We start from the raw sequence: 795 nt of genomic DNA on the forward strand, positions 1-795 counted from the left end.
GGTGAGGGGTTTCCGGGGGTGGGACGGCGCAGGTCGCATGGACGGCCCTCGGATCGGAGAATGTGAGCGTTAACAGGCAGGAATTGTTTACGCAAACAAGTTGCGCCGTCAAGGGTCTACCTACCAGCCGGTAGTGCGGATTTTGCCGCTCGATATCGACGAGTTTCCATGGTTTGCTTACTGGAAAGCGTTTGCCGAGCCGGCGGGCGCACGGCCCGTCACCAGATGGGCGTCCGGGCAACTCTGAAGCGGCCCGCAGGCATCCCCGGGCACGGGTGCCGACGCGTACGCGGGTCCTCACGTGTCAGCCTGAGGAGAACAGCATGTTGCACAGACGACGTCGAAAGGCGCTGGTGGCCCTCGCCGCCGGCGCGACCACCCTGGCCGCGGCCGGGGTGGTCCTCACCACCGGACCGGCGCAGGCCGCGATCGGCTGCCGGGTCAGCTACACAGTGGCCTCACAGTGGGCCGGCGGGTTCAGCGCCAACGTCAGCCTGACGAACGTCGGCGACCCGCTGACGTCCTGGCAGGTGGGGTGGTCCTTCGCGGCGGGACAGACGGTCACGCAGGCGTGGAACGCCACGGTCACCCAGAGCGGCAGCACGGTCCGGGCCGCGAACGTCAGCTACAACGGCAACCTCGCCACCAACGCCACCGTCTCGTTCGGCTTCAACGGCAGCTGGAACAACAGCAGCAACCCCGCACCGACCAGCTTCACCGTCAACGGGGTGACCTGCACCGGCGGGGTCAGCCCGACCACCGCACCACCGCCGCCGCCGCCGACCACCGCACCAC

At 68.2% G+C, this 795-nt stretch carries 1 protein-coding gene; it reads left to right on the forward strand.

Annotation, left to right across the window (positions count from 1 at the left end):
• Positions 1–323: 323 nt before the first annotated feature.
• The coding region (locus C1I93_RS30780; protein WP_181445398.1) for a cellulose-binding domain-containing protein at positions 324–795 on the forward strand (472 nt) is incomplete at its 3' end.

It is taken from the genome of Micromonospora endophytica, assembly GCF_003236305.1.
GTDB lineage: Bacteria > Actinomycetota > Actinomycetes > Mycobacteriales > Micromonosporaceae > Micromonospora > Micromonospora endophytica.